Annotated in this window: 23 protein-coding genes; 11 read left to right on the plus strand and 12 right to left on the minus strand. The window is 64.9% G+C overall.

The genetic code is table 11. From position 1 onward, the window contains the following. Positions 1-303: 303 nt before the first annotated feature. Both DIE16_RS07730 and DIE16_RS07735 read left to right on the plus strand, forming a co-directional pair. On the plus strand, positions 304-900 hold the full coding sequence (locus tag DIE16_RS07730) for an RNA polymerase factor sigma-70 (RefSeq protein ID WP_124485974.1): 597 nt from the start codon (positions 304-306) through the stop codon (positions 898-900). After that, positions 881-1,117 carry a zf-HC2 domain-containing protein gene (locus DIE16_RS07735; RefSeq protein ID WP_124520176.1) on the plus strand — a complete coding sequence of 79 codons (237 nt, stop codon included), beginning with the start codon at positions 881-883 and terminating at the stop codon, positions 1,115-1,117. The genes DIE16_RS07730 and DIE16_RS07735 overlap by 20 nt, the downstream gene beginning before the upstream one ends. A 352-nt stretch (positions 1,118-1,469) precedes the next feature. Here DIE16_RS07735 and arsC read toward each other — a convergent pair whose 3' ends face one another. Beyond that, the gene (gene arsC / locus DIE16_RS07740) at positions 1,470-1,826 is read right to left on the minus strand and encodes an arsenate reductase (glutaredoxin) (protein WP_044848770.1); all 357 of its coding nucleotides are present in this window, start codon (positions 1,824-1,826) and stop codon (positions 1,470-1,472) included. Positions 1,827-2,899: 1,073 nt separating this feature from the next. On the opposite strand from arsC, the gene parA reads away from it, so the two are divergent. Beyond that, positions 2,900-3,562: a ParA family partition ATPase gene (gene parA, locus DIE16_RS07750; RefSeq protein WP_040138954.1), complete on the plus strand. Its 663-nt coding sequence runs from the start codon at positions 2,900-2,902 to the stop codon at positions 3,560-3,562. A gap of 23 nt (positions 3,563-3,585) precedes the next feature. Next, positions 3,586-4,647, plus strand: a complete 1,062-nt coding sequence (locus DIE16_RS07755) for a ParB/RepB/Spo0J family partition protein (RefSeq protein WP_124485972.1) — start codon at positions 3,586-3,588, stop codon at positions 4,645-4,647. A 90-nt stretch (positions 4,648-4,737) separates the two neighbouring features. On the opposite strand, the gene DIE16_RS07760 is transcribed toward DIE16_RS07755, so the two are convergent. Further along, positions 4,738-6,102, minus strand: a complete 1,365-nt coding sequence (locus tag DIE16_RS07760; protein WP_044848760.1) for a replication initiation protein — start codon at positions 6,100-6,102, stop codon at positions 4,738-4,740. Positions 6,103-7,924: 1,822 nt separating this feature from the next. Between DIE16_RS07760 and DIE16_RS07765 the strand changes: the two genes are divergently transcribed. After that, a complete protein-coding gene (locus tag DIE16_RS07765) occupies positions 7,925-9,106 on the plus strand; it encodes a DNA-binding protein (protein WP_044848759.1) in 1,182 nt (393 codons plus the stop codon). A gap of 139 nt (positions 9,107-9,245) precedes the next feature. On the opposite strand, the gene DIE16_RS07770 is transcribed toward DIE16_RS07765, so the two are convergent. From DIE16_RS07770 to DIE16_RS07780, 3 genes are all read right to left on the minus strand, one after another. Then, positions 9,246-10,259 (minus strand): tyrosine-type recombinase/integrase, encoded by a 1,014-nt coding sequence (locus tag DIE16_RS07770; protein WP_124485971.1) that lies wholly within the window; start codon positions 10,257-10,259, stop codon positions 9,246-9,248. Positions 10,260-10,361: 102 nt separating this feature from the next. Further along, positions 10,362-10,739 (minus strand): DUF2471 family protein, encoded by a 378-nt coding sequence (locus tag DIE16_RS07775; protein ID WP_124485970.1) that lies wholly within the window; start codon positions 10,737-10,739, stop codon positions 10,362-10,364. A gap of 128 nt (positions 10,740-10,867) precedes the next feature. Next, positions 10,868-11,479, minus strand: a complete 612-nt coding sequence (locus DIE16_RS07780) for a helix-turn-helix domain-containing protein (RefSeq protein ID WP_124485969.1) — start codon at positions 11,477-11,479, stop codon at positions 10,868-10,870. A 161-nt stretch (positions 11,480-11,640) separates the two neighbouring features. Between DIE16_RS07780 and DIE16_RS07785 the strand changes: the two genes are divergently transcribed. Then, the gene (locus tag DIE16_RS07785; protein WP_124485968.1) at positions 11,641-12,840 is read left to right on the plus strand and encodes a glycine C-acetyltransferase; all 1,200 of its coding nucleotides are present in this window, start codon (positions 11,641-11,643) and stop codon (positions 12,838-12,840) included. A gap of 13 nt (positions 12,841-12,853) precedes the next feature. Then, positions 12,854-13,882, plus strand: a complete 1,029-nt coding sequence (gene tdh, locus DIE16_RS07790) for an L-threonine 3-dehydrogenase (RefSeq protein WP_124520178.1) — start codon at positions 12,854-12,856, stop codon at positions 13,880-13,882. 524 nt (positions 13,883-14,406) lie between these two features. Here the strand turns inward: tdh and DIE16_RS07795 are convergent. Further along, positions 14,407-14,808, minus strand: a complete 402-nt coding sequence (locus tag DIE16_RS07795; RefSeq protein WP_124520182.1) for a hypothetical protein — start codon at positions 14,806-14,808, stop codon at positions 14,407-14,409. Then, positions 14,805-15,443: a GNAT family N-acetyltransferase gene (locus tag DIE16_RS07800; RefSeq protein ID WP_124520184.1), complete on the minus strand. Its 639-nt coding sequence runs from the start codon at positions 15,441-15,443 to the stop codon at positions 14,805-14,807. The genes DIE16_RS07795 and DIE16_RS07800 overlap by 4 nt, the downstream gene beginning before the upstream one ends. Before the next feature lie 191 nt (positions 15,444-15,634). Here DIE16_RS07800 and DIE16_RS07805 point away from each other — a divergent pair, with 191 nt between their 5' ends. Both DIE16_RS07805 and DIE16_RS07810 read left to right on the plus strand, forming a co-directional pair. Further along, on the plus strand, positions 15,635-16,252 hold the full coding sequence (locus DIE16_RS07805) for a TetR/AcrR family transcriptional regulator (RefSeq protein ID WP_124520186.1): 618 nt from the start codon (positions 15,635-15,637) through the stop codon (positions 16,250-16,252). A 55-nt stretch (positions 16,253-16,307) separates the two neighbouring features. After that, entirely contained in the window at positions 16,308-16,787 is a 480-nt protein-coding gene (locus DIE16_RS07810) for a nuclear transport factor 2 family protein (RefSeq protein ID WP_124520188.1), read from the plus strand. 158 nt (positions 16,788-16,945) lie between these two features. On the opposite strand, the gene DIE16_RS07815 is transcribed toward DIE16_RS07810, so the two are convergent. Together DIE16_RS07815 and DIE16_RS07820 are read right to left on the minus strand one after the other, a co-directional pair. After that, positions 16,946-17,275 carry a hypothetical protein gene (locus DIE16_RS07815; protein ID WP_124520190.1) on the minus strand — a complete coding sequence of 110 codons (330 nt, stop codon included), beginning with the start codon at positions 17,273-17,275 and terminating at the stop codon, positions 16,946-16,948. 51 nt (positions 17,276-17,326) lie between these two features. Then, positions 17,327-18,412: a tartrate dehydrogenase gene (locus DIE16_RS07820; RefSeq protein ID WP_044848750.1), complete on the minus strand. Its 1,086-nt coding sequence runs from the start codon at positions 18,410-18,412 to the stop codon at positions 17,327-17,329. Between the two features lie 117 nt (positions 18,413-18,529). Between DIE16_RS07820 and DIE16_RS07825 the strand changes: the two genes are divergently transcribed. Beyond that, on the plus strand, positions 18,530-19,453 hold the full coding sequence (locus tag DIE16_RS07825; protein ID WP_124520192.1) for a LysR substrate-binding domain-containing protein: 924 nt from the start codon (positions 18,530-18,532) through the stop codon (positions 19,451-19,453). 259 nt (positions 19,454-19,712) lie between these two features. Here DIE16_RS07825 and argC read toward each other — a convergent pair whose 3' ends face one another. Further along, complete coding sequence (gene argC / locus DIE16_RS07830) at positions 19,713-20,660, minus strand: N-acetyl-gamma-glutamyl-phosphate reductase (protein ID WP_124520194.1); 948 nt, start codon at positions 20,658-20,660, stop codon at positions 19,713-19,715. A 117-nt stretch (positions 20,661-20,777) separates the two neighbouring features. Between argC and DIE16_RS07835 the strand changes: the two genes are divergently transcribed. Further along, positions 20,778-21,662, plus strand: a complete 885-nt coding sequence (locus DIE16_RS07835; protein WP_044849281.1) for a LysR family transcriptional regulator — start codon at positions 20,778-20,780, stop codon at positions 21,660-21,662. A gap of 26 nt (positions 21,663-21,688) precedes the next feature. Here DIE16_RS07835 and DIE16_RS07840 read toward each other — a convergent pair whose 3' ends face one another. Next, the gene (locus DIE16_RS07840) at positions 21,689-22,153 is read right to left on the minus strand and encodes a hypothetical protein (RefSeq protein ID WP_124520195.1); all 465 of its coding nucleotides are present in this window, start codon (positions 22,151-22,153) and stop codon (positions 21,689-21,691) included. A 60-nt stretch (positions 22,154-22,213) separates the two neighbouring features. Next, the gene (locus DIE16_RS07845; RefSeq protein WP_185500303.1) at positions 22,214-23,431 is read right to left on the minus strand and encodes a patatin-like phospholipase family protein; all 1,218 of its coding nucleotides are present in this window, start codon (positions 23,429-23,431) and stop codon (positions 22,214-22,216) included. Positions 23,432-23,631: the final 200 nt, after the last annotated feature.

Here is a 23,631-nt window from a genome sequence, read left to right on the forward strand (position 1 = left end):
CAAGCCAGCCCGCGAGCCGTCCCACGGGGCCGACCGGCCGACTTTCCACAAGGTTTTCCACAGAAATTGTGGATAACTTGACCGTCATGGTCTGATGTTACAGACCGCCCGCGTCGCGATTTCGCGGCGCGCGACGCCGGGCTTCGGCAAGCATAGCGCAGCGCGCCAGCCGGCTTCGTGAATTCGCGACGGAACATGCGTTGCAGCGCAGCGTCTCGCCCAGTAAGCTGCTCGCACACCGCGATGCGCCCGCCCGGTGGCGCGCACGCGAGCGCTTTCGCTTCGTAAGGCTCCCGACCTGCCATGCTGTCCGCGTACGACGATCCTGCCTATCTCGCGCAACTGCGGCGCGACCTGCTGCGCTTCGCGCGACTCCAGCTCCGCGACACCGATGCGGCCGAGGATGCCGTGCAGGAAGCGCTGACCGCCGCGTGGTCGCATGCGGGCGAGTTCGCGGGACGGTCCGCCCACAAGACCTGGGTGTTCGGCATCCTGCGCAACAAGCTGATCGACATCCTGCGCGCGCGGCAGCGGACGGTGAGCCTGTCCGCGCTCGATGCGGAACTCGACGGCGAATCCGCGCTCGATCGCGAACTCTTCAAGGAAAACGGGCATTGGGCGCCGCACACGAAGCCGCGGCCGTGGCCGCGCCCCGAAACGCTATTGCAGCAACAGCAGTTCTGGATGCTGTTCCAGGTCTGCCTCGACCACTTGCCGGAACACATCGGGCGCGTGTTCATGATGCGCGAATTCCTCGACGTCGAGATTGCCGACATCTGCAGCGAACTGACGTTGACGACGAATCATTGCAGCGTGTTGCTGTATCGGGCGCGCACGCGCCTGCGCACCTGCCTCAGCGAAAAAGGAATGACGACCGAAGATGCTGCCGGGGAAATGTAGGGACGTGACGCGACTGCTGTCGGATGCGCTCGACCGGTCCTTGACGCTTCATGAGCGCATGCAGGTGCATGTGCATCTGCCGACTTGCGGCGGATGCCGCGTGTATCGCGGGCAGATCGCGCTGCTGCGGACGGCAGCGCATGCGGCGGCAGGACGGGGGACGGGGGATGAAGCGGGTGGCGATCGGGATGAGTCGTCGGGCGACCGGCAGGGCTGAGTTGCTGCCTTGTGATTTCTGCTACGAGCGGTTCATTTGATGACGGCTGGGAGCGTAGCCACGGTGGACGGTTGTGATATTCGAATTCAGTCGAGCGATCCGACGCGTCTCGTGATTGCTGCTACGAGTGGTTCCATCGATGACTGCTGGCAGGGCAGCCACGGTGGACGGTTGTGCTACTCGAATTCAACCGGTCGATCCGATGCGTCTCGTGATTTCCGCGACGCGCGGCTCATTTGATGACCATCGGCAGCATAGCCACGGTGGTCGGTTGCGGCCCGCGAATTCAGCCGCATCATCCCGGCGCGCTCGCGCCGGGATGATGCGATAAGAAAAATACGCCGAACAACAATTATTCGAACAGCGCGCGCACCGACTCGGGCGGACGACCGATGGCCGCCTTGCCTCGATACACGACGATCGGACGCTGCAACAGAATAGGATGAGCCGCAATCGCTTCATAGGCCTCCGCGTCGGTCAGACTCGCACGGGCAAGATCCAGCGTCTTGTACGGCTCTTCGCCGTCGCGAAGCATGTCGCGCACCGGGCGCCCGAGCTGACGATGCAACGCTTCCAGTTCCTCGACCGTCGGCGGCGTCTTCAGATACTCGACGACATTCACCTGCGTGCCGGCGGTGTTCAACGTCTCGACCAGTGCGAGCGTCTCGCGGGACTTCGAGCAGCGGGGGTTGTGGTAGATCGTGATCATCATTCGGACCTGGATAGGAAAGGCACGTATTGTAGCCAGTCTGGTTGCGTGCGTTTCGGCGGGGACCGGCGCGCGGGCGAAAGGGGAGTTGGAGTACGGTGCGGCGTGCGGGGAGGAATCGTTCGCGCTGACGCGCGTGCAGAGCGCGTGATGCCTTTATGCGCATAAAGTGCGTTGTATGGACCATCGCCAAGGCCGTCTACGGCGGGGAGCGCAGATGAACAACGACGCATCGCTCTGGCGTGTTGCAGGTTCCGACGCGAGGGCCACCCGCACGGTTTATGCGTCGCCGAGTTTATGCGCATAAAGCTATCGCTTCGCGAGGTGGGGAGGTCCACTGATATCGCGACTGGCCCGGACACTTCGATGCCTCGAACGATCAGCGGGGCGATACGCGATCGCGTCCGTCCGGGGCATTGTCGCGGGACGTATTAATGCGCGCTTGCCGACGTGGGGCCGCCGATCGCGGCCGAGCCTCTCGATGGTTTATGCGCATAAACGCTGGGGGCGGCCAGCGCTTCACCGCTTCACCGCTTCACCGCTTCACCGCTTCGCCACTGCACGCTGCACGCTGCACGCTGCACGCTGCACGCTGCACGCTGCACGCTGCACGCTGCACGCTGCACGCTGCACGCTGCGCACGGCACACGGCACACGGCACACGGCGTGAGTATCGCGCCGGCCTGGGTCGCGCCGCGTTCGTCATCCAGGCTCGTGCTCAAGCGAGGACGACGACTCGCAGATGCTCTCCAGCACCGCCGAAGTTTATGCGCACAAACTCCTCCGTCACCAAGGCCCCGCGCGTTCGGCTATCGACGGGGCAGGCGCCAACACATTGCGCCGATCAGCTTCTCGAACGAGGGGGCAGAAACGCCTGTCGTCACGACGATCCATCCGCTCATCATCCACCGCAGCAATCTCGCCGCCATCCGCTGCAGTCAGCCAGCGTCCCCATTCGTTTATGCGCATAAACCGATAGCCCGAATGGTTAACGCGTAGTTGGCAAACGACAATTTCATTGAAATATAAATATCGTCCTGTAGAATTCCAACGACCAAAAACAGGAGTGAAAATTGGCCGCGGAAATCATTGCAGTCACTCAACAAAAAGGTGGCGTCGGCAAAAGCACGATTGCCATGCACCTCGGCGCGGCATTCCATGAGAAAGGGAAGCGCGTCCTCGTCATCGACGCCGACGGTCAAAACACACTGGTTCACTGGTCGAGCGCATCCGGTGACAGCGACGCCGGCATCCCGTTCCCGGTCGTCAATCTCGCCGAAGCCGGCGGCCAGATCCATCGCGAGATCAAGAAGTTCATCAACGACTACGACATCATCGTCGTCGATTGCCCGCCGTCGATCACCGAGAAAGTCTCCGGCGTCGTGCTGCTGGCCGCATCGATCGCCGTGATTCCGACTTCGTCGTCGCCAGCCGATTACTGGTCGAGCGTCGGGCTGGTCAAGCTGATCCAGCAGGCGCAGGTGATGAACGAAGACCTCCGTGCCGTCTTCCTGCTGAACAAGACCGAAGAGAAGCGCATGCTGACCCGCGAGCTTAAGCGTGCGCTCGAGGAGCTCGGCTTCCCGTTGCTGAAGACGCAAATCCCGACCCGGGAAGCGTATAAGCAGGCAATGGCGCTCGGTCAGACCGTGCTGCAGATGAACGATCGCGGCGCCAAGCTGGCCGCCGCGGAAATTCGCGCATGTGCCGACGAAATCGTCGCCATGCTGCCCTGACTTTATGCGCATAAAGGAGTCACATGAAACCCTCCCAATTTGCAAAAGGATTCCAAGCGCGCCCGGATATCACGACGAGCGAGAAGCGCACGGCGCTTGATCGGCTGAATGCCATCGACGGCATCGTCAAATCCGAGACGGCCACGCCGGTCCCGACGAAGTCCGCCAAGAAGGACATCACGCCGCCACCGTCTCCGGACGTCCTGCTCGATCCGTCGATCGACGAGTCGCCGCAATATCGCGCGTGGCGCCTCGAGAACCGCTATGCGCCCGGCCAGGTAATCGAACTGCCGTTGAAGGCGATCAAGCATAGTCCGTTCAACCCGCGGCACTTCTATCTGAAGTCGTCGATTGCCGAACTCGCGGTCAACCTCGCGAAGCAGGGGCAGCAGCAGGCGATCCACGTGATTCCGGACTATGACAATCCGGGTTCGTATTTCGTCAGCGATGGCGGCCGCCGCGTGCGCGCGCTGAAGGAAGCGAACAAGGAGTCGGTAAAGGCGATCGTGATCGACGTGCCGATCGGGATCCAGAGCTACAAGCTCGGCTACGACCTGAACGTGCAACGCGATTCGCAGACGGTGTTCGACAACGCCGTCGTATGGCGCCGCTTCCTCGACGACAAGCACTTCCTGAGTCAGAAGGAACTGTCCGAGCATCTCGGCCTCGACGAGTCGACGGTCGCGGTCGCGCTGTCGATCGGCAAGCTGCCGGAAAGCGTGATGCAGGAGATGGTCGCGCGTCCCGATCGTTTCGGTTCGAACATGGCGTATCAGGTCGGCCGTTACCACAACGCGCGCGGCACCGAGGCGACGCTGCGCCTGATCAACAAGATCGTGTCCGACGATCTCAGCACGCGTCAGGTGTCGGACATCGTCAAGGGCCGCGTCGCGGCGCAGGAAACGCCGAAGCCGGCGGGCCGCCAGCGCTATGCGCAGCGTCTCGAGATCAAGCTCGGCGGCAAGTCGGTCGGCGACCTGAAGTCGTATGGCGAAGACCGCATCGAACTGCGCCTGCGCGGCCTCCCGAAGGACAAGCGCGACGCGATCCTCGAGCAGCTCGAGCGGATGCTGTTGTCGGACTGATGGAAACGGCCGGCAGGGCCTGGCGATGCGCCGGGCCCGCCGGTTGGGCGGGCGGCCGGCGGCGGCCCGTCAGAGGGGCCTGAACAGGCCTCAGGCGGCCCGCGATTGATTCAGGGTGAACGACAGCAGGTCGCCGTCGGTCGGCTCGCCCCAGGTCTTCTGAGCCAGCCAGTCGAAAAACGCCGTCTCGGCCAGCTTCGAATCGAGGCCGCGCTTGCGCCAGTCGTCACGCAGGTGCGAGCCCATCGTCGGCAGCACTTCCGACTCGAACGACTCGCGCGCCACTTCGCGCTCCGCGTCGCCCTGCTCCTCGTACAGCACCTTCGCTTCCTTGCGGCGGAACGCCGCGAATTCGCTCAACAGACGCGCCTTCAGATCGTCCGGCTGCGCCGCGACGACCTTCGCGGCAGGCGCGCCCGACGGCAGCGCGTCGACGGACTCGACCGGCGGCGCATAACCCTTCTTCAGCGCATCCTTGAACAACGCGGGCGCGCTGCGCACCGGCGGCAGCGTCGTGCTGCGCATCCGTTGCTCGGTCATCTGCAGCGCGGCGCGAATCCGGTTTTCCTCGCTGTCCGCGTAGAGCGTCTGCGCTTCCTTGAGCGGAATCCCGAGCTTCACCATCCGGTCGACCAGCGTGCTGTCGAACACGTTCGGATGCTCGTCGAGCGCGAGCATCGGCTGCTTGCGCTCGGTCACACGGAACTGGATCTCCGCGACCCGGCGCCCTTCGCGATGTTCGATCAGTTCGACGAAGATATTGGTGACCGCATTGACCTCGGCGATCGCCGGACGCAGGTAGTCGCGCTTGAAGTACTTGTACTCGCGCTTCGCCTCGTCGCCGGCTTCGGTATCAGGCGTGCCCGACAGGATCGGCCGCCACCATTCCCACGGCTCGCGCATCGTCAGGTGGCTCGGGTTCGTCAGGTAGCGCACGCAGATCTCGTAGAGCGCGAGACCGGCGCTGCTGCGCAGCTGGCTCTGGAACTGCAGGCTCAGACGCGCGTACTGGACCGGGTCGAGCAGCTTCTTCTTGATCTTCGGTGCGAACGAGAATTCGACCCACACGCGGCGGGTAGCCGGATCCTCGAGAATTTCGGCATCGGCGATCAGCGTCGAGATCCCCCACTTGCGGCCCGGCTTCTGGCTCGACGTCCCCGTGCTCCATTCAACCTGGACCGACACCATGCGGCGCAGGTGTTCCTTCACCAGCGCGGTGTCGTTCGAATCGAAGGCGGAGTTGGCGACGATATCCGACAGCAGCGCGCGATACGTATCGCCCGAGTCGTCGGCCTGCTGCGCGACGGCGAGCAGGACGTTGAACAGCTTGCGGGTCAGGAGCGTGATCTTGCCGCTCTTCGGCTGAATTGCGATCGCCTCGACGGCCTTACGCAATTCGGCTGAACTGGCACTCACCACATCCACATCGGTTTTCTTGGCGCGCTTCGTGGCCATGCGTCGGGTCGGAGGAGAAGTTTCACGGAAGGATAGCGCCTGTGGTGATGTGCGTCCAGAACGACATGCTCACCATAGCGGGTGAAGTGCGCGTGTGAAACGGCACTCACCCCAACCCTCTCCCGAAAACCCTCACCGGTCCGGATTTACAGCGTTTCGGACTCGTCCAGACGTGTCGCGGGATGCGCGGATTCACAGATTTTCGCCTGTGCTCGACACGTGCGAAACTTGCTCCCGTATCGGCTCACCTTTCGATTTGTCGTAATTTTGCGACTGCACTTCCGGGGTCCTCGTCACAGGGTCGCCACTGGACGTCGCGACATCGAGCGGACAGGCCCGCACCGGCCTGTATGCATGTACAGGCGTGGCTGTACCGAGGCGACCGCAACCACGCCCGGCACCCGGGAAGCGCGCCAAAAAGGATGCGCCTCGAGGCCATCGAAGCCGATTCACAGGCCCGGGCGCGCATTGTACAGCGCACGGAAACCGTTCGGTCCCGAAAATTCTCACCTCAACGGCTCGGAATTCTGTGCCCCGGATCCAGACGAGTCCCCGGCACACGCGGGATCGCCAGCCAGGACCTCCCGAAAAGCCTCACCTTATTGAAAAAGTGGCGCTCCAACGGACGCGGATATGGCTCCCGAAAAACCTCACCGTAACCGCCGCGGTATCAAAAATGTCAATGCCGTCCGATACTTATGTGCAGCAGGCGTTCCGCTGTGTCCGGCGATCGCCCCCCGAAAAGCCTCACCTTTGCGTTAGGCGAACGTCGGCGGCAGCTGTGTATCGACTCCTGAAAACTCTCACCTGTGCCAAAAAGTGGCACAGCAAAAATCAGATTTCTGCCAGTCCCGGCGGGCTTTTCAGCGAATTCGCCCCGTTATGGGTCCCGAAAAGCCTCACCTTTGCCCTATTTTCGAGCAAATGGCGCTCCCGAAAAGACTCACCTATCAGGCAAACGGCAGCCTGTGATCGATGTCCCGAAAAAGCTCACCTCAACGGGATCCGGGCAGGAAAACCCGGATTTCGCTCCCGAAAAGCCTCACCTTTCAGGCTTCACAGGCCCCACAGGGCACTTTTGCTGTGCAAAATGACCGTCGGTTCCCGGAAATCCTCACAGCAAATCCCTGTGGAGTCCCGTGAAACCTCACCTTTCATGAAAACTGCCCAAAAGATGGGCAGAATAGGGGCGCGAGTAAGGTCCCGCAAATTCTCACCTATGTCTGCACAGGCAGAAAACTGTGCGCGCAGGCACAGCGCGGGTTCCATGGCTGTGCGGCCCCGAAAAACCTCACCTTTGGGAAATCTCGCATTTCACTGTGATCCCGAATCCGCTCACGACCTTTCCTGCATCGGCTCACGCAGATCCCCGAACCCCATCACTTCAGCTCCCGCAGAAGATCACCTTGGTTCCCGTAAAACTTCACCTTGTCGGCCGGAAAGCCTTGCTACATAAGGCTGTGCCGTGGCGTTAACGTTTTTAACTAAGGGTTCAAGGGTGTTTACTTCTAATACTCTCAAGACATCGGTCGTCGAGTTTTCCACAGAGACCCCAACCCCTGAACACCGACAGTGAGCGTGACGCCCATCATGTGAAACAAATGCCCTTTTTCGGGGCTTGCTAAAAAACGCTTTCAGCACAAGTACTTGGCTCGCTTTCTTCGCTTTGTTTCACGGAATCGGGACGCTGGCTCATCCAGATCGGCTCACAGCGCCGATTTCTGTGCACAGTGACGTAAATTCACCGCGGCCGACAAAAACAGGTATCAAAAAATACGTATTCCGTTATGATCACAACATTTCAATGTCTGTGAGTCCTGCTATGACGCTGGATGAAATACGTGAAGCCATCCGGGAAGAACTCGAATCGCTACGCGCGAGCGGCGCGCGCCGCCAGGAGTTGTCGCTGCATGCCTGCAAGCGCCTGTTTTTCGATCTCGGCATCCGGCCGTCGGCCGCCAATGTCCGCGATCTGACCCAGACCGGCAGTGCCAGCGACATTCCGAAGGACATCGATCATTTCTGGGAACGGATCCGTGCCGCGTCGAAGGTTCGGCTCGACGGTGCGGCGATTCCGAAAGCGGTCGAGGAAAAGGCGGGCGCATTGCTTGGCGCGCTATATGAAGAGGCGTTGAAAGCGGCCAGGGAAAGTCTCGATGTCGACCGCGAGCAGATCCGCGCCGGCGTGACCGATGCGGAACAGCGGCTGCGCGACGCCACGGTTCGCCAGGAAACCCTCGAGGGCGCGCTGACGCGCAGCGAAGCCCGCAACGAGCAGCTGCAGGCGCGTGTGACCGAGCTCGAGGTGCAGCTGGCCTCGCAATCGACGCACGGTTCGGCAAACGAGGCGACGCTGCTCACCACAGTCGCCCGACTCGAAAAGGAACTGGCCGCCATGGCCGGCCGCGTCGATGCCGAACAGACGCAGAACGCGGCGCTGCGCGACCGTATCGACACGCTGCAAGCCGAATTGCAGCAGCGCACCGAACACTATGCGCAGCAGATCAAGGATGCGGTGGCGGAAGCCGAGCGCCGCGTCAAACCGATGCTGGTCGAGCTGGACTCGCTGCGCAGCATGGCGTCGACCTATCAGAGCGGTTTGCGCGACGTGCAACGCAAGGAATTCGATTTCCTTCAGCAACTGAGTTCGACCAAGGCCCGCGCGGACCGGCTCGAGGAACAGCTTCGCAGCCAGGGCGACGAGTTGGAGCGCGCGACGCGCGAGGTGAATACGCTGCGCGCGAGCCGCGGGATGAACCCGGAGATTTCCGCGCTGATTCGGCGCCTGGCCGATGCCGGTCAGCTGGATGCCGATGCGTTTTCCGCGATCGGAACGTCACTGGACCATGAAATTCCCGTGCCGACCCAGTGCCCGCATTGCGACGGCGAACCGGAGTTGTCGCACGGCGACGACGGGTTCGAAGTATCGTGCCCCGAATGCGAACATGCGTCGGGGCCCTGGCCTTCACGATTCGAAGCGATCGCACGCTTTGCACGCGATTGACGCGCCGGTCGGCACAGCGATCACACAGGTGAGGTGATTCGGGACGTGTGAGGTGAGGTTTTTCGGGAGCTGGGAAACGGTGAGGCTACGCCGCACAAGGCTGCTCACGGATCACGTCGCGTGAGCAGCCGGTTCGTCATCAGTGAGTTTCGTCCTGGTCGGAAGCGTCACCATTCGCGAGATCGTCACGCCAGTTTTTCCACGCGCGGTGCAGCCGGTTCGACGAGATCGGCCGCACGAAGCCGAGCCATTTGCCGACCCGCTCGGGCGGTACGTCGTGTTCGAACAGCTCGGCCGCATAGGTATTGCGCAGCGTTTGCGGACTCGCGCGCGCTGTGCGCGACGACGTCAGCCCGGCGGATTCGACGATCGCGTCGATCGCGCGCAGCATCGTCGCCTTGTGCATCGGCCGCCCGGCGTGCGATGCGGGAAACACGAGCTCGCCGGGAATCTCCTGGCGCTTGCGCTCCACGAGCCATGCTTCGAGCAACGCGATCGCGAACGACGCCAGATGGGTTTCGCGCGCGAAATCGGGATGCGTCGACGGGATCTGCAGCGACGTTCCGCTCGTATTGATGCAACTAATCGTGAGCACGCGTGCTTCGCCGGTCTTCACGCCGGCGCCGAGAAACGCGGCGACGAGCGCGCGGTCGCGGCGCTCTTTCCAGTACGCGGAGCCGGACACGCCGATCGGCGAAAACAGATAGGCCAGCAACTTTGCGCGTTCGGCCGGCGTCAGGAAACCGGTTGGCTCGTTGTCGCGTGCCTGACGCCAGTTCGCTTCGCCATCCTGAGCAATGAAGCGGGCCGGGTTGGTGGACGCGAACTCGGTGCGCCGGATGTGGTCGAGCACGCGTTCGATCAGCCGCAAATAACGCATTCGCTGCGTTTTCCGGATCGGAAGCTCGCCGACGAAGTTCGCGATCGTTGCGGTATCGACCGTGGCCAGGTTTTTCTGGTTTGCACGCAGCCACGCAAGAAAGGCGCCCCATTGCGCGCGGTAGACGTCGGCCGACGAACGGCGGTAGTCCTGCATGGCAAGCCACGCGTCGAACGCGGCTTCGGGCGAGATGATCCAGTCGGACGCGCCGCGGTCGAACAGATCCTTTTCTTCCGGGCGTGCCGGGGTGTCGGAGGGCGTGGGAAGGGACATGTCATTTATTCCGTTAGTTGCGTATATGGTAGCCCTTTCCGCGACGTCGCGGACAGCAGGATGCGGGAGCCGCCCACCGTGTCGGACGCTCGGGGCCTGACGTCAGTCGCCCCACGCCTTCGACGGGCGGTGAACGCGCTCGCGGGGCGCCGCTTCCTGCGATTTGGCCGCGGCTTCATACGCGAGGACCGCGAACGAGAACACGGCGGGCAGCGCGTTCGATCGGCCGAAGTCGATCGGATCGTCCGTTTCGGGAAAGGTCATGTCCGATGGCCGTTCGAACAGTTGACGCATGCCGGCCTCGTGCCGGCTGGCAAAACCGAGATCGGCGAGCGCCTCGGCTTCGATCGCGTGCAGCAGGCGCCACGACAGCGGGACGCGCTGACGGATGTAGCGCCCGGCTATATGGCGGACGATCAGTTCGAGGTCGTGCGCGGCAGCCTTGAAGCTGAGCGCGGCCAAATCTTGTTCTTCTGTCATCGCAGGCTCCTGTCGACCGGCGCGGGCGCCTCGGTGCGCCGCCCCGGCCATGCATGGCGGAATGTCCGTTTACTGTACAAACATACAGTATTTTCCGCAACTGGCCTTTCGGCCAGCTAGCCGCATCGTCAGCGATGAATCACGATCAGCAGTGCGCGCGCCTCGGCCTTGCCGGGGTTGCGGATCGCGTGCGGCGTGTCGGCCGGGTAGCGCGCGGTGTCGCCCGCCTTCAGGCGTCGGCTCGCCGCCGCGGCTTCGATTTCCATCGCGCCCTGCAGCACGGTGAGGTGCTCGCGCGTGCCGGGTTCGTGCGCGTTCGACACGAGCGCGCCGCCGCCCGGCAGCGTCAGTTCGTACCACTCGAACTTGCCGGCCAGGTCGATCGGGCCCCATACGCGCAATTGATAGCGGCCGTCGTGGCCGGCGAGCGTCGGGATGTCGTGCGGGCCGTCCACGCGGATCGTCTCCGGCGCTTTCGGCTGAGAGAACAGCTCGTCGAGCGTGATGCCGAGCGCATTCGTGAGCCGCCATGCGACCGCGATCGTCGGATTGGCCTTGTCGCGCTCGATCTCGGAGAGCATCGACTTCGATACGCCAGCCGCGCGCGACAGGTCGTCGAGCGTCAGCTTGCGCTCGTTGCGCAGGCGCTGGATTTGCTCGCCGACGCGCGGCGGCGTCACGCCCGGCGCTTGCGGTGCGGCGCTGGCAGGCGTGCGCCGCGACGCGGAGGAACTTGCCATTTGGTTTCCGTTCGCTTAGAGTTGTTCGGTATTTCGAATTTTAGTTCGGAATATCGGATAAATGCGGTCAACCGAACGACCGACTATAACAGTAGCAGGCCGTTGCGCTGCCGCCACGAGTGGCGCGCGACGGGATGCGAATCCCTGTCAGGAGCTTTGAGATGCGTGATGCCTTTCTCGCCCAGGTGCGCGGGACGCTCGACCAGATCCGCGCGGACGGTTTTTACAAGACCGAGCGCGAGATCGCGAGTCCCCAGGCGGCGGCCGTGCGGCTCGCCGGCGGTGCCGGCGTGCTGAATTTCTGCGCGAACAACTATCTCGGTCTGGCGAACGATCCGCGCCTGATCGCCGCGGCGCAGGCCGGTCTCGACCAGGACGGCTTCGGCATGGCGTCGGTGCGCTTCATCTGTGGCACGCAAACCGTGCACAAGCAGCTCGAAAGCGCGCTGGCATCGTTTCTCGGCACCGAGGACAGCATCCTCTATTCGAGCTGCTTCGATGCGAACGGCGGCCTGTTCGAGACGCTGCTCGACGAGAACGACGCGGTGATCAGCGACGAGCTGAACCACGCAAGCATCATCGACGGCATCCGTCTCTGCAAGGCGAAGCGTTTCCGCTACAAGAACAACGACCTGTCCGACCTCGAGGCGAAGCTGAAGGAAGCCGACGCCGCGGGCGCGCGCCACAAGCTGATCGCGACCGACGGCGTGTTCTCGATGGACGGCATCATCGCCGACCTGAAAGGCATCTGCGACCTCGCCGATCGTTACGGCGCGCTCGTGATGGTCGACGATTCGCACGCGGTCGGCTTCATCGGCGCGCATGGCCGCGGTACGCCCGAGCACTGCGGCGTCGACGGTCGCGTCGACATCATCACCGGCACGCTCGGCAAGGCGCTGGGCGGCGCATCGGGCGGCTACGTCGCGGCCCGCCGCGAGATCGTCGAATTGCTGCGCCAGCGTTCGCGCCCGTACCTGTTCTCGAACACGCTGACGCCGAGCATTGCCGCGGCGTCGTTGAAGGTGCTGGAACTGCTCGGCAGCGACGAAGGGGCGAAGCTGCGCGAACGCGTGCGCGAGAACGGCGCGCGTTTCCGCGAGCAGATGACGGCCGCGGGTTTCACGCTCGTGCCGGGCGCGCATCCGATCATCCCGGTGATGCTCGGCGACGCGCAGCTTGCGACCAACATGGCCGACAAGCTGCTCGCCGAAGGCGTCTACGTGATCGGCTTCTCGTTCCCGGTCGTGCCGCGCGGTCGCGCGCGCATCCGTACGCAGATGAGCGCCGCGCATACGCCCGAACAGATCGATCAGACGGTCGCCGCGTTCGTGCGCGTCGGCAAGTCGCTCGGCATCGTCTGACGGAGGCGCGACCATGAAAGCACTGGCAAAGCTCGAACGCGGCCCGGGCCTCACGCTCACGCGCGTGAAGCGCCCCGAAGTCGGACACAACGACGTGCTGATCAAGATTCGCCGCACGGCGATCTGCGGCACCGACATCCATATCTGGAAGTGGGACGACTGGGCGCAGAAGACGATTCCCGTGCCGATGCACGTCGGTCACGAATACGTCGGCGAGATCGTCGAGATGGGGCAGGAAGTGCGCGGCTTCGCGATCGGCGATCGCGTGTCAGGCGAAGGCCACATCACGTGCGGCTTCTGTCGCAACTGTCGCGCGGGGCGCCGGCATCTGTGCCGCAACACCGTCGGCGTCGGCGTGAACCGTGAAGGCGCGTTCGCCGAGTACCTGGCGATTCCCGCGTTCAACGCGTTCAAGATTCCGCCCGAGATCTCCGACGATCTCGCGTCGATCTTCGATCCGTTCGGCAACGCGACGCATACGGCGCTGTCGTTCAATCTCGTCGGCGAGGACGTGCTGATCACCGGCGCGGGCCCGATCGGCATCATGGCCGTCGCGATCGCGAAGCACGTCGGCGCGCGCAACGTCGTGATCACCGATATCAACGACTACCGGCTCGAGCTCGCGCGCAAGATGGGCGCGACGCGCGCGGTCAACGTCGCGCGCGAGTCGCTGCGCGACGTGATGGCCGACCTGCGCATGACGGAAGGCTTCGACGTCGGTCTCGAGATGTCGGGCGTGCCGAGCGCGTTCACGAGCCTGCTCGAGGCGATGAATCACGGCGGCAAGGTCGCGCTGCTCGGCATTCCGCCCGCGCAGACGGCGATCGACTGGAACCAGGTGATCTTCAAGGGGCTCGAGATCAAGGGCATCTACGGTCGCGAGATGTTCGAGACCTGGTACAAGATGGTCGCGATGGTGCAAAGCGGTCTCGATCTGTCGCCGATCATCACGCATCGCTTTGCTGCGGACGATTACGAGAAAGGCTTCGCCGCGATGCTGTCGGGTGAAAGCGGCAAGGTGATTCTCGACTGGACGGTCTGAGCGCCGGCGGGGCGGTTCGGTACGTTTGCCGGCTGCCCCGCTCGTGCGGGCATGAGCGTTTGTCGGGGCTGGGCCGCTTCGACGAACGCGTAAGGTGAGAATATTCGGGAGCTGTGTTTGCGTACCGAACGGCGGCTCGATCATGCTGCCGCGTGTCGCGCAGGCGTGGAATTCAACGGGCTGCACGTCGTTTCTCGTCAGCGATACGAGGGCGATCGCACTTCGATTCCGCAGCACTCATCGGTGACATTCAATCGCGCATGCACCTCACCCATCAGCGCCGCTCCGCTGCCCACTCCGTCGCGTCGCTCGGCGCGTGCCTTTCTTCCTGCCCTTCCGTCTTCGCTTGTCGTGCCTGAATAGTGGGCCCTTGCCGCATCATCGCGTGTCATGGTTTTGCCCTGCGTCAGCGCCAGCACGTCACCACGCAACCCGGTCACGGCTCGGCCTCGAGGCGTGAGCCGATCACCGACATGCAACTCACCCATCAGCCCGCCAGCCGGCATCGATCGGTGCGCTGCCTGCTATTCGATCCGCTCACCGTTCGGCCATCGCGGCTCGAGTTGCAGACTCAACACGACGAGCCAGCGTTTCGGGCATTGCGGTGCGATTTCGATCAGATCGCCATGCGCGCCGGACACCGTCACGAGTCCGTTTTGCGCTGCATTCCGATACGCGCGCGATGCGTCCGCCTGAAGCCAGAAGCTGACCAGCGCGCACGTGACGAAGCGGAACAGCAGCAATGTCGCGGCTTCCGGCGTGTCGCCCAGCAACACGAGCAGGCTGTCGAACGCGAGCGTCAGCATCTGCGTGACCGCGATCGTGATGACCGTCAGCTTCACCAGCCCGCGCATGCGCAGTGCTGCCCGCGTGCGGGCGCGACGTAGTGCGAGCCGCGCGCGATCGTCGTCGCTTTCGCGTCTCACGACGCCGCTCCGGCGCGCTGCGCGACGTCGATCGATGTCGTGTCGGATACAGGCATCGGCGCGCCCGCTACGCCAACCGCCTTGCACAGGATCGCGCTGTCGTAGCTGTGTCCTGCAAACCGCATCACGTCGATCAACCGAAACCCTTCGCGACGATAGAAGTCGACGAGCCGGACAGCCGCATGCGGCGCATCGAGCGCGATGTGCGTCGCGCCACGCGCGGCAGCCCGCCGTTGCGCGAACGCGAGCAGCGCACGGCCGATGCCGCGGTCCTGCCAGACCGGATCGACGGCCAGCTGGCCGAGCGTCGCGACGCGTCGGCTGCGATACGGATCGCAACGCGAATCGGGATCGTGCGGTTGCATCGTGATCGTCGCGACCAGATGCGCGTTGCCGAGCGCGACGAAACACTCGCTGGTGAGCATGCGTTCGCGCGTCGCCGACGCCGGCTGGTCGACGCCCGGACAGTTGAAGCCCGCGGCGCCGAGTGGCGCGTACGCACGATGCAGCAACGCGGTCAGCGACTCATACGAATCGCTGCGCGGATCGAAACGCCGTACCACGACGCGGCCGTCGAGCCGCTTCGCATAAGCCGCATAGGCACGCGCGGAGCGTGCGGATTCCGGTCGCTGCATGATGTCCTTTCGGCCAGACAGGGTGACCGAAGTGTAGTGAGCCCCCCGCGCCAGCTTCAAGAAAAAATGTCGTAAACGCCGGCTGCAATGCGCCGCTCGCCATCGGGACCATGCGGCGATCGGCCCTTCCGACGGCAGGGCCTTTTCACGCGGCTGTTGACGAGGGAGAACGATCGTTCTACCGTAAACCCATGAACAACACACATGATGACCTCTCCGGCGAACCGGCCGTTCGCGACCGGCTGCTCGACGCGGCCGAGGCGCTGATCTACTCGGGCGGCATCCACGCCACGGGTGTCGATGCGATCGTGAAGCGATCCGGTGCCGCGCGAAAGAGCTTTTATTCGCATTTCGAATCGAAGGAGGCGCTGGTCGTGGCCGCGCTCGAGCGCCGTGACGAACGCTGGATGCGCTGGTTCGTCGACGCGACGCTGGCGCGCGGCAAGTCGCCGCGTGCGCAGTTGCTCGGCATGTTCGATGTGCTGCGCGACTGGTTCGTGGAACCCGATTTTCACGGCTGCGCATTCCTGAACGCGTCCGGTGAAATTGCCGACGCCGACGATCCGGTGCGCGTCGTCGCGCGCATGCACAAGGCGCGCTTGCTCGCGTTCGTGCGCGAGCGGTTCGACGCGTATGCCGACGCAGCCGGGATCGAGCGCCGCGGGCTGGCCCGCCTCGCGCGTCAATGGCTGGTGCTGATCGACGGCGCGATCGCCGTGGCGCTCGTCAGCGGCGATGCCGTCGCGGCGCGCGATGCGCGCGCAGCCGCCGAATGCTTGCTCGATACGGTGTCTCGAGCGTCGCGGTAACGCGTCCCAACCGGCTGCGTTCGTGCGCGGCCCCAACCTTGAACAGGAGCATCCCATGTCCGCTTCCTCGGAAGTTCGTCCGCCCGTTCCGCCCTTCACGCTCGACACGGCGCGCCAGAAAGTGCGCGCCGCGGAGGATGCGTGGAACACGCGCGACCCGCAGCGCGTGTCGCTCGCCTATACGCCGCAGAGCCGGTGGCGCAATCGCGCGGAGTTCGTGACGGGCCGCGACGAGATCGTCGGCCTGCTGCAGCGGAAATGGACGCGCGAGCTTGACTACCGGCTGATCAAGGAGCTGTGGGCGTTCGGCGGCAATCGCATCGCGGTGCGATTCGCCTACGAATGGCATGACGACGCCGGCAACTGGTTCCGCTCATACGGAAATGAAAACTGGGAGTTCGACGAAAACGGCTTGATGGCGCATCGCCACGCGAGCATCAACGATCTGCCGATTCGCGAAGCGGACCGCCTGTACCACTGGCCGCTCGGCCGCCGTCCGGACGATCATCCCGGCCTGTCCGATCTCGGGCTGTGACGCAGCACGATGACGACGCGTGAACGCGTTCGATCACGCATCGAGCGCGCCGCCTGTGCTCAACGGTGAGGAAATTCGGGAGCCGTGTATTGAGGTGAGAGTTTTCGGGAGAAGGAGCGATTCCGTGCGGGACGGTGTGATTCTTCACGTCCCGCGTCTCACCGATCATTCTTCGCAGGAAATGGCGCGATTGCGCTGACGGAAGCGCCGTGCGCATTGCAGTGCTCGCGCTTTCGTTGCGTTGCCCGCGCGCGAATCGAATGCGACATCGACACTGGCGGGATTCGATCGGTGTGTAGCGATGCGCGATGCAACTCACCGCTCGACTTCGACGTGATGCCGGTTACGGCGATGGATCGACACGTGACCGTGCGTGTCACCGCATCGCGTTGCTCACCGTTCGAAATCACATCGATACCGACACGCGCGCGTCCAGGCCCGCACATCGGAATCAACCAGGGTGCGCGGCAGCCGGTCGTGTTGCTCACCCCTGAACATGCATCCATCGACCACCTGCGCGCGCCCTGCGCATCGTTCCGTCAGCCTGCGATCCGCGCCGCGATCGCTTCACCCACTTCCTGCGTCCCTGCCTGGCCGCCGAGATCGCGCGTGCGCGGCCCAGTGCGCAGCACGTCCTCGATCGCCGCGACGATCGCATCGTGCGCTTCGCGTTCGCGGCCCGCGCCGTTGCCGAGGAAGTCGAGCATCATCGCCGCCGACCAGATCATCGCGATCGGGTTCGCGACGTACTGGCCCGCGATGTCCGGCGCGGAGCCGTGCACCGGTTCGAACAGCGACGGAAACGTGCGATCCGGGTTCAGGTTCGCCGACGGCGCGATGCCGATCGTGCCCGTGCAGGCTGGCCCGAGGTCGGACAGGATGTCGCCGAACAGGTTCGACGCGACCACGACGTCGAAGCGGTCGGGCTGCAGCACGAAGCGCGCGCACAGGATGTCGATGTGCTGCTTGTCGACGGCGATCTCGGGATAGCGCTCGCCCATCTCGGCCGCGCGCGCGTCCCACCACGGCATGCTGATCGCGATGCCGTTGCTCTTCGTCGCGACGGTCAGGCGCTTCGCGCGGCGCTGCGCGAGCTCGAACGCGAACTTCAGCACGCGCTCGGTGCCGTGACGCGTGAAGATCGACTGCTGCATGACCACTTCGCGCTCGGTGCCTTCGAACATCGTGCCGCCGACCGACGAATATTCGCCTTCGGTGTTCTCGCGCACGATCATGAAGTCGATGTCGCCCGCGTTGCGGCCGGCGAGCGGCGACGGCACGCCGTCGAACAGGCGCGCGGGCCGCAGGTTGATGTACTGGTCGAACTCGCGGCGGAATTTCAGCAGCGAACCCCACAGCGAAATGTGGTCGGGCACCGTCGCGGGCCAGCCGACCGCACCGAACAGGATCGCGTCCATGTCCGACAGCTGTGCCTTCCAGTCGTCCGGCATCATCTTGCCGTGCTGCGCGTAGTAGTCGCAGCTCGCCCAGTCGATCTGTTCGAACTGGAAACGGATGCCGAAGCGCGCCGTCACGGCGTCGAGCGCGCGCAGGCCCTCGGGCATCACTTCACGGCCGATGCCGTCACCGGGGATGACGGCAATCCTGTACGTCTTGTCGCTCATGCAAGCCTCCTTGGCTGTTCGGGCCGCCGGCAGCGTGCGCAGCGGAACGTGACGCCATTTTATTTATTTCCATTCAGATTAAAATCGTGCGAAAGGTTAATCGACTTTCCACGAATCGTGAACAAATCGCCGAATCTCGACGACCTGCGCGTCTTCAGCCTGGTCGTCCGCCTGACGAGCTTCAGCGCGGCCGCCGAGCAGCTCGCGGTGTCGCCCGCGTACGTGAGCAAGCGCATCGCGCTGCTCGAGGCGCAGCTCGGCACGCGGCTGCTGCATCGGTCGACGCGCCGCGTGACGGTCACCGAGGCCGGTGAACGCGTGTTCGCGCGTGCCGAGAAGATTCTCGACGACGTCGATCATCTCGTCGAGGATGTCTCGACCACGCGCTCGGTGCCGCGCGGCACGCTGCGCATTTCGAGCAGCTTCGGCTTCGGCCGCCACGTCGTCGCGCCGGCGTTGCTCGACTTCTCCGCGCGCTATCCGCAGCTGAACGTGCGGCTCGATCTGTTCGACCGGCTCGTCGACGTCGCGGGCGAAGGCTACGACCTCGACGTGCGCATCGGCGACGAGATCGCCGATCACCTGATCGCGCGCCGCCTTGCCGCGAACTACCGCGTGCTGTGTGCGTCGCCCGACTATCTCGCACGACGCGGCACGCCGCGCACGCTCGCGGATCTCGCGTCGCACGACTGCCTCGCGATCAAGGAGCGCGACCATCCGTTCGGCGTGTGGCGGCTGAACCTGCGCGGAGAAACGGCAACGGTGAAGGTCGGCGGCGCGCTGTCGACGAACCACGGCGAGGTGGCCGTGCAATGGGCGCTGGCCGGGCGCGGGATCGTGCTGCGCTCGATCTGGGAGGCGGGGCCGCTGATCGAACGCGGCGCGCTGCGGCGCGTGCTGCCGGACGTGATTCAGCCGGCGAACATCTGGGCGGTCTATCCGGAACGCGTCGCGGCTTCGGCGAAGGTGCGCGTGTGCGTCGATTTTCTGGCGGAGGCGCTCGCCGGGTTGAATGCCGCGGCGAGCGACGATGCGGGCTGAAATCGGCGAAAGGTGAGCTTTTACGGGGGCATGTCTGCGACGTCGGCACATGCCCGTTTTGGGCGTGCCATCGCGTCATGGGCCGACACGACGCAACAGGCGGCGATACGTCGATGGCCGCGAGGCACGAGCCCGACCGACGATGATGCCCGCACCCGCACCCGCACCCGCACCCGCACCCGCACCCGCACCCGCACCCGCACCCGCACCCGCACCCGCACCCGCACCCAAACCGCGGCTCAAACCCGCGGCTCCGGCGTCAAGCCGCTTTCGCAGCGCTCTCCGTGCCGAGCATCAGGTCGAGATTCTGCACGGCCGCGCCGGATGCCCCCTTGCCGAGATTGTCGAACACGGCGGACAGCAGCACCTGACCGTGATCGTCATTGACGAACACGCTCAGCCGCAGGTCGTTCGTACCGTTCAGCGCCTGCGGATCGAGATGCGTGATCGTGCGCGTATCCGCGAGCGGCGTGACCTCGACATGGCGCGCGCCGGCGTAATGGTGCGCGAGACACGTGTGCAGCAACTCACCGGTCACGCCGGCCGGAAGAAGGCGCAGCTCGATCGGCACCGTCAACACGATGCCCTGCCGATAGGCGCCGTAAGCCGGCACGAACAGCGGACGATGCGCGAGCCCGGCATGCAGCTGGATCTCGGGCGCATGCTTGTGCGCGAGCGCGAGGCCGTAGACCTGCAGCGGTTTCGCGCGCGCGGCGTCGTTCGATTCGAATGCGTCGACGGCGGCGCGGCCGCCGCCCGAGTAACCGGACACCGCATGGATGCTCACCGGGTAGTCGCGCGGCAGCAGGCCGGCCTGTTGCAGCGGCCGCAGCAGCGCGACCGCGCCCGTCGGATAGCAGCCCGGATTGGTGATGCGCCGTGCACGTGCGATGGCCTGGGCGTGCCCGTCGGCCATCTCGGGGAAACCGTAGACCCATTCCGGTTCGGTGCGATGGGCCGAGCTCGCATCGATCACGCGTACCGCCGGATTCCGGATGAAGCCGACCGCTTCGCGCGCGGCGGCGTCGGGCAGGCACAGAATCGCGATATCGCACGCGTTGATCGCTTCGCCGCGCCGCGTGGGGTCCTTGCGCTCGGCATCCGGCAGCGTGACGAGCCGCAGGTCGGTGCGATCCCGCAGGCGCTCGTGGATCTGCAGTCCGGTCGTACCTTGGTCGCCGTCGATATAGACAGTAGGGAGGCTCATGATGGTCGCGTTCCTCGTTTCGGGCATCGGAAAGCCGTATCGTCCATCGAACGCCTAGAATAGGAAAAGTTGAATTTCCTGATGACCGGATTCAGTTTTCCTGAACGAGAGGTGGGCATGCGCGAGATCAGTTTGGACCGGCTGCGTACGCTGGTCGCAATCGCCGACCAGGGATCCTTCGTGGCCGCCGCGCAATTGCTTCATCTTGCGCCGCCGACGGTCAGCCTTCATGTCGCCGAACTCGAAAGCCGCATCGGTGCGCCATTGCTGTCGCGCACGCGCGGCAACGTACAGCCGTCGACGATCGGTGCGGTGCTGGTGGAGCGGGCGCGCCGTCTGCTGGCCGAGGTCGAGTCGACCCTCGACGACGTCGAGCGGCAAGTGCAGGGCCTGACCGGGCGGGTGCGCCTCGGAGCATCGACCGGGGCGATCGCCCATCTGTTGCCGCAGGCGGTGGCCCGGCTGCGCGAGCAGCATCCGGACATCGATGTCCAGATCGCGGTGCTCACGTCGCACGACACACTGGCGCGGCTTGCGCAGGGCTCGCTCGACGTCGGGCTGGTCGCCCTGCCGCAGGCGGCGGTCGCGGGGCTGTCCATCCGCGCGTGGCGGCGCGATCCGGTGCTGGCCTTTCTGCCCGCGGACTGGCGGCTGCCGGCACGCGTGACGCCGGCCTATCTGGCCGCGCGCCCGCTGATTCTCAACGATGCGACCACCCGCCTGTCGCGGCTCACGACGGAATGGTTCGCGCTCGGCGGCCACCGGCCCGAGCCGCGCATCGAACTCAACTACAACGATGCGATCAAGAGCCTAGTCGCCGCGGGTTACGGCGCGACGCTGCTGCCGCACGAGGCGGGCGCCCCGTTGCCCGACCCACGCATCGTCATGCGGCCGCTGCGTCCGGCGTTGTGGCGCGAACTGGGCATCGCGCATCGGGCCGGCCCGGTCGAGCGGTCGACCCAGCACGTGCTCGACGCGTTGTGGGCACTCGGCGCGCGCTAGGGCGCTCAGGGAACCGCGCCGCCGTCCTACAGCCGGTTGTCCTTCGCGAGCATCAGCACGCGCGCCCAGCGCTGCGCATCGCGCTTGTCCATCATCGGCAGTTTCCATTCGCCGCGCACCGCGTCGCGCACGCGCACGACGAGATGCCAGCGGCCGCCGATCGGCGCCGCCTCGCAGCCGTCGAGCTGCGACAACGTATAGCGGCCGTCCGCGCCGTCGTGCGACAGCCACAGCAGCCCCTGCGTCGCGGACACGCGCACCTCGCCCCACGCGCGATGCACGATGTGGGTCCAGCCTTGTTCCTTCGTGTTCGGTGCGATGTCGCGGCGGCGCTTGATCCACCATGCGATCAGCGCGATCAGGATCGCGGCGGCGAGCACGGCGGCCGCGATCGCGACCGGCTGGCCGAACTGCGCGGCGATGACGTGAAACAGGTGGACGGCGCCCCATCCCAGGGCGATGAGCGCGAACAGCGCAATGAAGATCGGCATGTCGAATCGGAACAGAGGACGGACCGGCGCAGCCTGCACGCCGGTCCGTCGCACACGGCATCACCGGCGGCGGTGAATGTCGTGCGTGACGAAGCCCGCGTCGTTGGTGGGCAGCGCGAGGCCGTCCTTGACCGCGAGCGTCTTGCGGATGTCGTCGAGACCCGCGCACCAGTGGTCGCGCATCGTCGACAGACCGAACTGATAGTCCTTGTAGTGGTGCTCGTACGCCTTCTGCTGATAGATCAGGTGCTGGATGTTGTATTTCTTCCCGCTCGACATCGCTTCGGCCTCGATGCACCACGGGTCGTTCTTGCGCTGCTCTTCCGGCACCTGCTCGAGCACGTGGCGCAGCACGTTGCGGTAGCGCTGTTCGCGCTGCAGCGTATCGGTGACGAAACGCGTGCGGCTCGAATACTGCACGTCCTTCGTGCGTTCCGCGACGTCGGCCATCGTGCGCGGCAGCGGCCCGCGCGCGCTCCACAGATCGACCTGGAACGCGAGCGTGTCGCGCCGCGGACGCGCGCGCAGCACTTCCATCAGCGGCGTGTTCGACACGACGCCGCCGTCCCAGTAATACTCGCCGTCGATCTCGACCGGCGGAAACGCGGGCGGCAGTGCGCCGGACGCCATGAAGTGCTCGGGCTCGAGGCGGATGCGCGAGTTGTCGAAGTACACGAAGTTGCCGGTGCCGACGTTGACCGCGCCGACCGACACGCGCGTCTCGCCCGAGTTGATCCGGTCGAAATCGCACAGCTTGAGCAGCGTCGCGCGCAGTGCCGACGTGTCGTACCAGCTGATCTTTTCCGGATGATCGGACACGCCCGGCAGCGGCGGCGGGAAGCGCGGCGAGAAGAAGCCCTGCTGGCCCTGCATCATCGCGCTTGCGGCCTGCGATGCGGTGAAGAACGTGCGGACCTGGTCGATGCTGTTGAACAGCGCGAATTCGAACGCGGCCGGAATCGCGGGAAAGAACGCCGGCTGGCAGATCGTTTCCCAGAATTGGCGCAGCCGCTCGACGCGATGTTCGGGCGCATTGCCGGCGATCAGCGCGGTGTTGAGCGCGCCGATCGAGATGCCTGCGATCCAGTCGAGCGGAACGCCCGCTTCGTGCAGCCCTTCGAACACGCCGGCCTGATACGCGCCGAGCGCGCCGCCGCCCTGCAGGACGAGCGCGATGGTTTCGTACGGCAGCGACCGCGCAGCGGCCGGCGCGCCGGCTTCGTGTTGCAGGTCCGCCGCATCGACGGCCTGCTTTTCTGTACGCGCGTGCGGTTTCATCAGTTGCTCCGAGAAATCCCGCCGTGGACGGCGGTGACGGATGGCGTGGCGTCGACTGACGGCACGCCATCGCAAGAATGGGCGGTAGTACGGGAATCGCCTCCCGTCAGGGAGGCGAGGACCTTACTGCATGAACCAGCCGTGGCTGACGACGAACGACTGGCCCGTGAGCGCGGCGCTCGGGAACGCCGACAGGAACA

It is taken from the genome of Burkholderia sp. Bp9090, assembly GCF_003857985.1.
In the GTDB taxonomy this organism is placed as follows: Bacteria; Pseudomonadota; Gammaproteobacteria; order Burkholderiales; family Burkholderiaceae; genus Burkholderia.